The organism is Microvirga sp. jy35 (genome assembly GCF_056148915.1).
The window spans coordinates 1-10,610 of record NZ_JBWBEW010000073.1 but is presented as its reverse complement, the minus strand read 5'-3'; the positions used below and the strand labels follow the sequence as shown (position 1 = coordinate 10,610).

Here is a 10,610-nt window from a genome sequence, read left to right as displayed (position 1 = left end):
CGGCACGGTGGACTCCAACACCGCCACCGTGATCATCACGGTCGCGGCCATGGACGAGCCCAACACCGCCCCGGTGGTAGCCTCCATTGCCGATGCAACTGCATCGGAGGCGGCTGGGTCAATCAGCATCCCGATCACCCTGAGCGGCCCTGCTACCCAGGACGTGACGCTGACCTATGAGGCGACTACGTCCGGCAACGTAATCGACTTTGACGGCACGGGTGCCATTCACAGCGCCATTCCCGCTGGTTATGGCGGCGTGCGCTGGACCGGGATCTCCGCGAGTGGCGATGGAGCCGCCCTCACTGCCACGACCGGAGGCGGCCAGATCCAGGCCATTACTTCCGGCGAGTTGTCCCTCACCAGCCTGGCCGTCTCGACGGCCTCGACCAACCAAGTCGTCACCATCGAAGCCATCAGGGGCGGCGTGGTGGTCGGCTTGCAGCAGGTGACCCTCGGCAACGGCGGACCACAGACCGCTACCGTCACGCTCGGCCCGAACTTCTCCGGCATCGATGCGGTGCGTATCGACGGCGGCGCCGATTCCTACGGCAATGACTATTCGATCAAGATCGACAATGTCGTTCTCGGCGGCGGTATCATCACCGACACGGTTACGATCCCCGCCGGGTCGTCCTCCGGGGTGATCACGGTTCCGGTCGTCAACGACAGCGCCTACGAGGTCGGCGAGACCGTCACCGTGCGCCTAACTGGGGCCACCGGGGCCACCCTCGGCACGGACGTCGAGGCGGTCGGCACGATCATCAACGACGATGCCGAGCCAGTGGGCGAGAATGCGCCGCTGCCGGAGGTCACGATCCTCGCCAACACCCAGTTGTATGGCGATGTTACGGAAGGCCAAGGCGGGGTACAGGAATTCGAGATCACCCGCGACGCGCGCCTCGATCAGGAACTGACTGTCAACTTCGAGAGCGATACCTTCGGACCGTTTTCGGCAACGTTCAGGCCCGGCGAGTCAAAGACGTGGGCAACCGTGGCTATCCCTGAAGACGATAAGGTCAACCCGAGCACCTACGAGATCAAGCTCGCCGCCAGCGAAAACTATCTCCCCGGCGCGGTGACTGGCGTCTCGGGGCGCTTCATCGACAACGATGCAGCCCCTGAGAACACGGCTCCCAAGGCGTGGGCCTATGATACAGGCACCAGCGAATCGATGTTCGCCCAATACGGCGGGTACTACTCCCTCGGTGCCTATGGGGAGGATGCCGAGACAACCAACTCGGCGGATCTGACCTATACTCTCGTGAGCGCTCAGCCGGAATTTGGAACGATCAGCCGAGACCCAACCTACGGCGGGCTTCGGTTCGCCCCCACCCAGGCGTTCCTCGACTCAATTCATAAAGGCAAAGACCAGAGCTTTACTTACCAGTTCACCGTCAGTGACGGCGAGTTGACGAGTGCCGTGTCGACCGGAAAATTCACGGTGTACGGCGAGGGCAACCCAGCGGGCTTCAAGCCGGAGATCAGCATCACGGGTCCCGCCGCTGGCGTGACCGAAGGCGGGGTGGTGAACTTCACCCTCACTCGCACGGGTGATCTGAGTTCGGTGCTCACCGTGCCCGTGACGATCACTGGAACGGCGGCGGCGGGCCAGGACTTCACCACGAAGGCCGACGCCACCTTCTGGTACAACTCGCCTACGGCCACGCTCAGCATCCCGACCACCAACGACACGGCCCCAGAAGAGGCCGAAACCCTTATGGTGACAGTGGGGTCCGGCCCCGGCCACGTGGCCAGCCAGACCGCTGGCAGCTTCACGGCCAATATTCTCGATAATGATTCGGCAGCGCCGCCGGTCGGAGGAACACCCAAGACGCCAGGGCTAACCATCACCCCGAGCGGCACCTCCATGGTCGTGACGGAAGACGGCACGAGCGCCACCTTCACCGTGGCGCTGAATACCCCGCCGACCGGCGACGTGTGGGTGGATATCATGCCCAGCCTCTGGGAGGTGGAATTGGACCGGAGCACGCTCCTGTTCACGCCTGAGAACTGGAACAATCCGCAGACGGTCACGATCACGGGGTATGCCGATGGCGTGGCGGAATCCACCGGAACCACCGACACGTTGCGCTTCTCCGGCTTTAGCTACGATGACCCTGCCTACGAATGGGTGACGGCTCCTGACTTGTCGGTCGCCATTACGGACACGGCCCCAGCAGTGGAGGAGCCCGTCATCAACACCCCACCCGTTGCCCTGTGGGTTGCGGACACCATGAACGAGGATGCGACCAGCATCGAAATTACGCCCGATGGGTATGACGACGAAAGCAACCCGCTCACCTACCGCCTGACGGGTTCCCAGCCCGCCACCGGCACGGTGACCCAGGACCCAGTGACCGGTAAGTTCGTGTTCACCCCGAATGCAGGAGCCTTTGCGCACCTAAACGAGGGCGACATCAACGTGGTTACCTTCCAGTTCGTGGCGAACGACGGTACGACGGACAGCGATCCGGCGACGGTGGAGATCACGGTCACGGGCGTCGGGACAGGCGGGGGCGAAGAGCCGCCTCCGGTCGATGAGCCCCCGGTGGGCGAAGAGCCTGCGCTCACCACCATCGCCTTCGTGAGCCCGACCACCGGTTTGGACGAGAACAGCACGCTGTCGTGGAATGCGGTTGCGGGCGCGGCAAGCTATGTCCTGATCGGAACGGAAGCGGATGCGCCCGGTGTGGACCCGCATACGCTCGGCTTTGCGGTCGCTCCGAACACCGCCTACGCCATCAACGGCAGCGACGAGTTCGTCGGGATGGTGGTCCATGTCGAGGCCAGGGATGCGAACGGCAAGGTGCTCGCTCGATCGGCGATCCCGACCGATGTAATCGTGAACCTTAATGATGCTCCGACTGGTCGGCCCGTGATCAGCGACAACACGCCTGAGGTCGGTCAGTTGCTGACGATCTCGATTGGCGATCTGGACGACGGCGACGGCCTACGCGCGGATCGACCGGACGAGTTCGGCTACATCTGGGAGCGGTCCAAGGATGGCGGTGCGACCTGGGAGCAGGTCAGCACCACCGACTCCTACCAGGTGACCGCGACGGACGCCGGGGCTGTCTTCCGGGGTGCGGCGAGCTACTTGGACCGGGGCGAGACGCAGGAGACGGTCTACTCCTTGGTGACCGCCAAGGTGGGCGATCCGAACCCGAACACGCCGCCCATGGCCTTCGATGACACGGCGGAAACCCCGATGGGAACAGCCATCCCCATCGACGTGCGCGCGAACGACTTTGATTTCGAGGGCGATTCCACCACCATCACGTCGAACACCCAAGGCAAGAATGGGTCGGTCGCAATTCAGGACGGCAAGCTCGTCTACACGCCGAACGCGGGCTTCGTCGGCATCGACACCTTCGATTATACCCTGAACGGTGGCGACACCGCGAAGGTGAACGTGACGGTCACGCAGGATGCCGGGCCACTCACCCTGCTCACGGTGGACAACCTTGACGAGAACAGCACCCTGACATGGACGACTGTTCCCGGCGCGGTGTCCTACGTCCTGATCGGCGTGGAGGCGGACGATCCGACCGCACCCCCGCACGAACTCGGATTCACCGTCGCACCGAACACCACGTTCGCCATCGCTGGCGATGACGAGTTCACCGGTATGTCGATCCGGGTCGAGGCCAGGGCTGCGAACGGCACTGTGATAACGCGGTCGGTGAACGAGACCTCCGCCATCGTGAACATCAACGACGTGCCAACGGGCAATCTGTCTATCGATGATATGACGCCCGAGGTCGGCCAGAGGCTGACGCTTAATGTCGGTACCTTCGAGGATGGTGACGGCTACCGGGATCGCGGTCGCGAGGACGAGTGGCAATGGGCGTGGGAGCGGTCCAAGGACGGCAATACGTGGGACGAGATCACCACTGGTCTATCCCCGGAGGACGGTCCCTACGAAATGTCCTATACGGTCGCGCAGGCCGACTATGGTTCATTCCTGCGCGGCAGGGCGATCTACGAGGATCGCGCTGGCGATACCATCGAGACGGTCTACTCGCTGTCCACAAGCCGCGTCGGTGCAACCGGCACGACTGGCGGTGACACGGGCGGCGATGGCGGAGGAAACGGTGGCGGCACGGATGATGGCACCGGTGGTGAAGGCGGCGAAGTCAGCTTCGGAAACGTGATCGTCACGGACATCGTTGCTGCGACCGAGCTTGGGACCAACGGTTCGTTCGCCATCGCTCTGGCCGATGCTCCAGCCACCAACGTCACGGTGATGCTCTCAGGTGACAATCAGGTCACTGCGCAGGCTCTAGATGGCTCCTCGCAGTTGGTCTTCACGCCCGAGAACTGGAGCACCGTGCAGACGGTGACGGTGATCGCGAATGAGGATGGGGTGGATGAAGGCCCGCACACGGGCGATGTCTGGATCGATACGGCCAGCGACGACCCGCGTTACAGCGGTCTGATGGTGGCGCAGCCGGTGAATGTCGCCGACAGTGCTCCCGAGCCCGACCCCGTCCCCTTCGTGAGCGTGGCGTATCTTGGCGGCGACGTCACCGAGGGTGGGGAGATCACTTTCGACTTCATGCGCAGGGAAGGCGTCAACACGAACGAGTTGGCTATCGCCTTGAAGATGACCGGCCTTGATGAGAGCGACATCGCGAAGGTCCTCTGGAACGGCTCCGAGACGGGCGTCAAAGGCTTCCGGGCTGGGGCTGCCACCGCGACCATGACGGTCGTGCTGGCCGATGACGCGGTCGTTGAGGCCAAGGAAACTCTGGATGTGACGGTTCTGTTGACCGAAGCTCATTTCGACGACTTCGACAACTTCGCCACCGCCACCGTGCTGGACAACGACGTGGCACCGGCCAACACCAAGCCGGTGGTCGAGAGCAGGACAGTGGACCTCACCGAGGATCAAATGACAGCGGAGATCAAGCCGGTTGTCACGGACGGGGAAAGCAATCCGACCTCGATCAAGGTTGTCGGCACCCTTCCGACTTACGTGACCTTCGACGCGGCGAACCAGAGCTTCCTGTTCAACGGCGAAGCGTCGGCTTTCGATCACCTGAACGAGGGCGTGACGCAGGCGATCACGTTCCAGTATGTTGCGAATGACGGGACCGAGGATTCCGATTCTGGCCAGATCACGATCAACATCACCGGGATCACTGACCCAGTGGCTCCTCAGATCGATCAGGAGCCGGTTCAGTTCGCTGACCCCTACAACTATGACCAGGGTAACGGCGGTCCTGCAGTGCTGCGGGGAACGGCTAATGACGACATCCTCAATGATGGTGCCGGTCTCGCATCGACCATGCAAGGGTTTGGGGGCAACGATACGATCTATGGCAAAGACGGGAACGACCCCCTCCTAGTAGGCGGCAACGGCAACGACATCATCCACGGTGGCAGCGGGGACGACATCATCAACGGCGATGGCGGTGGCACGGGAACTAACAATCCCGGAGCACCTGGAGCAGACTCACTCCACGGGGGTGACGGCAACGACACCATCAACGGCCAGGACGGGAACGACATCCTCGTCGGCGGTCATGGTGCGGACGACCTGACGGGAGGTCTTGGAGACGACACGTTCGTGTTCCTCGACATCTTCGATCGTGGCGACACCGTCTTGATGCAAGGGCAAACGGCTGCCAACGATGTGTTCGACTTCCGTAACTTCGACTTCGACCCGAACATGGTCGGCACTCAAGGCGCGGCCAACGGCCTCCAGTTGTTCAACCAGGCTCCCATCGAGGGTCAAATGCTGGAGGACGCGTTCTACTACAACAGCGCAACTGGCAGGCTGAGCCTCAACACCGGCACGGACGGTCTGGAGGACTTCAGTGTCACGTTGTTGGTAGGAGGCACCACGGCTCCGACCCCGCTGCCGCGGCTCAATGCTGATGACATCCTGATCTAAACGCGAAAGCCTCGGAGTTATCCGGGGCTTTCCACTTGGAGGGACCCACCGCATGGCGGCCGCGCGAACAGTGTTCATGGAGGGTAGAGGCGGCGATGAGATGCCTCGCCGCCTCTCACGAGCAGTAGATAACGAGCGACGACGGTGCGTCATCGCGAGCCCCTGTACGTTCCATCGGAGCGCTTCTGTCCCGAGTTCGACCCGCACGGGAGAGGAACGTCTGCGGTCATCTTGAGGCTGGGCCTCCGCCAAGTCCATGCGGAAGGCGACGAGCAGGCGTATCGTTTGTGTTAAAGCCTTCATCAAGGCCGGGTTCGGACGTCCTATAAAGCCGGTGTCGAAGGATCGTCCTTACATCGGAACGGCTGCTTCAGGTCAAACTGAGAGCAGGACTGGGGCAAGGCTTCGAACGTCTCACTCCGTCATTCTTGGTATTGTGGCTAGAATGGCTTGGAACACGAGCCAGCCGCGGCAGCTAAAACGTTTGGCTACCTGGAAGAAAACGACTCAAAGGGCAAATGCTGGTAACCCTTTGATATTGTTGGTGAGCGCGCTGGGACTCGAACCCAGGGCCCTCTGACTAAAAGTCAGATGGTTGGGGTGGAGCCATTTACCAGCCGTTCAGTGCCCCGGCAGGACCAGAATCTTCGGGCTCCTCGGCAGTGCGGCGCGCGCGAGGGTGATGGCTGCGCTGTCGCTGAACTCCACCGGGAAGTGCTCCCGGGCAGAGGCGAGAAAGCGGTTGAGGGTTGATGGCCCGAAGAAGTGCATCGGGATCATCAGCGGGGCATTGATCGCCCGCAGCACCTCCATCATGTCAAAGGTTTCCAGCGTGTAGCCGCCATCCACCGGCACCAGCAGAACATCAATGCGCCCGAGCTTCTTGAGATGCTCGGGCGAGAGGGTGTGGTGCAGGTGACCGAGATGAGCAATGCATACCTGGGCGGTCTCGAACACGAAGATAGAGTTGCCGTCGTACGCCGTCGCCCCACCGTAGCTGCGGATGTTGGTCGAGACGTTCCGGATGCGCACATCCTGCACGGTTAGGTCGTGGTAGGCTGGCCCTCCGGCTGGGTTCCACCCCTTGAGCACATGCTTAATCCTCGGATCTGGGCGGTAGCTGAAGTGGGTGGAATGCGCCTTGTTCATCGTGGCCACGTCAGGCGTGACAGGTGGACGTGTGCCGTCGCTGTAGTCGGTGGCAATCCGCACCCCTTGCGGAGTCTCGATTAAGAAGGTGGCGTGGCCCACGAAGGTAAGGCCGACCTCGTCTTGGCGCAGTGCAGCCCGGGAGAACAGAGTGTCTCGGGAGGCGATCAATCCAGGGCAGCTTTCCGGCTCCGCCGGGGCAGCAGACAACGGCAAGCTCAGGCTTGCCCAGGCAGCAACCGCACAGGCAATTTGCATCAATCTTGTCATCGGCACCCTCCACTGTCCCAGGTCAGGAAAGTCCTACACCCCCAGGATGCTGGCAGAACATTGACGATGTAGGCCTTGGAAGCTGCCAGACCACAAGCCGACGGCTCACGAAATCAGAGGCCTTCAGGCAATGGTGGTACGCTGCGGAGCCAAGAGGATGGCCTGATTGAGGGCCTCGAGTATGCTCCGCTCATCAGCCCGGCCCGTTCCGGCGATATCGAAGGCCGTGCCATGGTCCACCGACGTACGGATCATGGGCAGCCCCACAGTGACATTGACGCCTTCCTCGATCCCAAGAACCTTGACCGGACCATGGCCCTGGTCATGGTACATGGCGACCACAAGATCAAAGTCGCCGCGCTGGGCGCGAAAGAACAGGGTGTCAGCCGGAAGAGGGCCTTCGACATGGATGCCGCGTGCCTGAAGCGTCTGCACGGCTGGTTCGATCTTCTGCTCCTCTTCGCCATGGCCAAACAATCCGTTTTCGCCGGCATGAGGATTGATTCCGCACACCCCGATGCGGGGGCTTGCGATCCCCGAGCGCACAAGGGCCTCGTGCCCGCGAAGAATGGTCCGTTCCACCAGTCCCGGCTCGATCTTTGCGATGGCATCGATCAAGCCAATGTGGGTGGTCACGTGGATGACGCGCAGCTTCGGTGTCATCAGCATCATCGAGACTTCCGGCGTATGCGTCAGCGCCGCCAGGATCTCGGTATGGCCCGGGAAGGGATGCCCTCCTGCGTGGAGCGCCTCCTTATTGAGCGGGGCCGTGCAGATGGTATCGACCTCATTGGCTGAGGCCAGTGCGACTGCCCGCTCGATGTACCGGAATGCCGCATCACCCGCGAGCGGGGATAGCTTGCCCCACGGCAGGCTATCGGGAATCAGGCCGAGATTAATACAATCAACTGCCCCGTACTCGAACACAGTATCCTTCGGACCTGACACAGTTCGAACTTTCAAGGAGGAGCCGACGATCTCGCCTGCCTGCCGCAGGCGGTTGGCATCTCCAATGATCAGAGGCTTACAGCGCTCGTATACCTGCCGATGAGCAAGCGCCTTCATGATGATTTCAGGACCGACACCGGCCGCATCGCCCATTGTGATCGCTATGATAGGCTGACTCATACATGCATCCTCTGGCCAACGGTCTACACTACTCACTCATCGCAGAATTGGAATGATTGCTCCGACCGCCTCGCAGGATCCCCCGGCAACGCCTCAAGGTCGCGTGGTCGCCGAAGGCCCCAGCCTTTGTGATCACCGGGATAGCAATATCACCAATCGATACTCCGATGGGCGCTCCGGGCTCAATCTCGCCCTGCACTCTCAACCTAAATATACCGGTTCGATGCAGGATCGCCCGTGCCGTCTCACCACCAGTAACAATAAGCCCACCAGCCCGGGACAGGTGCGGGGCAATCAGCGCGGCAAGAGCCGCGGCAAGCTGCGGTCCCTCCTGAAAGTTGACTTCTTCACCCCTGATCGTAACCGCGACGTCTGACCCCGATGCCAAAGCCTTATCGAGTGTTTGGGAGTAGGACTGCCCCCGTCCTGAAGCGCTGGTCTCCCGAAGAGCTGACGGCAGAATGGTCACAGGCACGACACCCTGCTCCTCCGCCAGCGCATCGAACTGCATGTGTGACACACTGGATGCACTGCCCACGACAATAAGAATGGGCTTTCCTGCCGCCCCACATATTGGGGCGAATGTGGGAACGACCTCCCCCTCCCTGGCCCTGACAAGAGCCCGCATCAGGCCGGCAGACCCGACCCACAGCGGCTTTCCAGTCAGCATGAGGGATGCGGCCGCAACCGTGAGCAGGTCATCCTCGGTCTGAGCATCGCATACGACAACGTCGCCTCTGGCATCTACCCACTTTACGAGCCGCGCCTTGAGTGCCTCGGTACCGAGCGCAACCTGCTCGAGAGTGACCATCCCGACCCTGAACCCAGCATCCTCAAGGATAGTCCGTAGATCGCCGGAACCTGTCAGGCCTGCCTGTTTCCAGAGGCCCGTGTTCCCGAGCGGAGTGCCGTTGACGAACACATGCCCATTGATCGTCCTGCGTCCCGTTCCGGGGAAAGCGGGTGCAACGATCACAAGAGGCGCATATCCAAGGACATCCGTTGCCGCCTGGCGGATATGAGCAAGCTCCGATGGCCAGCTGCCACGCAAAGTCGAGTCAATCTTGTGGTACAGGATGCGTGTGCTCTTGCTGTAGAGCTGTTGGACCGCTCCCGTGACGGCGACTCCGGCCTCCTGGGGCGTCATAGCTCGGGAATTCACATCGACTGAGACAGCAGTTGCACCGCCCGGATCGGCTTTTGCATCGAGGAGAACCACCGTGTCGGCACCCGCCGTAGCGCATGAAACGGCGCAGTCTGCGGCACCAGTCAAGTCGTCGGCAATGATTAAGGTTTCGACCATCGACGTCCGGCTGCCCCAGTTTCTAGGGGCATACTTGCTCGCCACAGATGAACTCGCAAGACACCAGCATTCAGGTGCGCTGATTGAGCCGCGCTGCTTCTACACGATGCCTCATGCTCTGTAGCGGGTGCGTCCGGTAAGTTCCCGCGGCAGGGCTCCCCCGAGCTGCGCCAGCATCAAGTCAATGGCCTTGGGTGTGACCTTGAGCAGCTTGGCCGCGAGCGGCACCGTCACCAGCGGGCGGGACAGGAACAGCTCGACCAGCTCCGGCAGCTTCGAGTTGGAGCGGGTCCTGGCCGTGACCCGGTGCATTAGCTCACGGGCGAGGATGAGCCGGTCAAGATCCTTGTGGGCGAGGGAAAGCGCCTCCTCGAGCACTTGGCAGAAGCCCTCCAGCTTCTCGGCCGCCCCTTCCCGGCCCTGCGGCCGGAACTTCGATTGCTTGAAGCCGGCGGCGAGCGGCAGCAGGTGGTGGGTGAGCCCCCTCGCCCGTAGGATGGCGGCTGCCATGATCAGCCCGAGCCACGGCAGGCGGGTGTAGAGGTTGAGATCGAGCCAGGCGTTCCAGGCCACCGCGGCTGCAGCGATCGCTGGCCAGGAGCTGGTACGCTTGACCACATCGAGCCACAGGTCCTCGGCCTCGCCCTCATCCTGATCGGGATCGTAGATGGACCCGCAGTGACCCCGCCGACCAAGCGTAGCTTCGGCACCCGCCTGATCGAGCGCAGCATGACCAAGGATCTTCAGGGCAAGGCCACGCTTGAGTTCGATCCCGCGGGCTTGCGTTGCATCCTCGAGTTGCCGCTCCATCAGCTCTGAGGCTCTCGATGTCCGAGCTGAGTGGATTGCGCCTCCTCG

General features: G+C 62.0%; 5 protein-coding genes. 1 reads left to right on the top strand and 4 read right to left on the bottom strand.

The window, feature by feature from the left end:
* Positions 1–7 precede the first annotated feature (7 nt).
* Positions 8–5,902, top strand: coding sequence for an Ig-like domain-containing protein (locus AC0QTX_RS26385; protein WP_474606762.1), 5,895 nt, complete (start codon positions 8–10; stop codon positions 5,900–5,902).
* A gap of 621 nt (positions 5,903–6,523) precedes the next feature.
* On the opposite strand, the gene AC0QTX_RS26380 is transcribed toward AC0QTX_RS26385, so the two are convergent.
* The 4 genes from AC0QTX_RS26380 to AC0QTX_RS26365 all read right to left on the bottom strand — a co-directional run.
* On the bottom strand, positions 6,524–7,321 hold the full coding sequence (locus AC0QTX_RS26380; RefSeq protein ID WP_474606761.1) for an MBL fold metallo-hydrolase: 798 nt from the start codon (positions 7,319–7,321) through the stop codon (positions 6,524–6,526).
* Between the two features lie 123 nt (positions 7,322–7,444).
* The gene (pdxA, locus tag AC0QTX_RS26375; protein WP_474606760.1) at positions 7,445–8,449 is read right to left on the bottom strand and encodes a 4-hydroxythreonine-4-phosphate dehydrogenase PdxA; all 1,005 of its coding nucleotides are present in this window, start codon (positions 8,447–8,449) and stop codon (positions 7,445–7,447) included.
* Between the two features lie 28 nt (positions 8,450–8,477).
* Complete coding sequence (locus AC0QTX_RS26370) at positions 8,478–9,752, bottom strand: four-carbon acid sugar kinase family protein (RefSeq protein WP_474606759.1); 1,275 nt, start codon at positions 9,750–9,752, stop codon at positions 8,478–8,480.
* A gap of 111 nt (positions 9,753–9,863) precedes the next feature.
* On the bottom strand, positions 9,864–10,610 hold a 747-nt coding region (locus AC0QTX_RS26365; RefSeq protein WP_474606758.1), incomplete at its 5' end, for a DUF1612 domain-containing protein.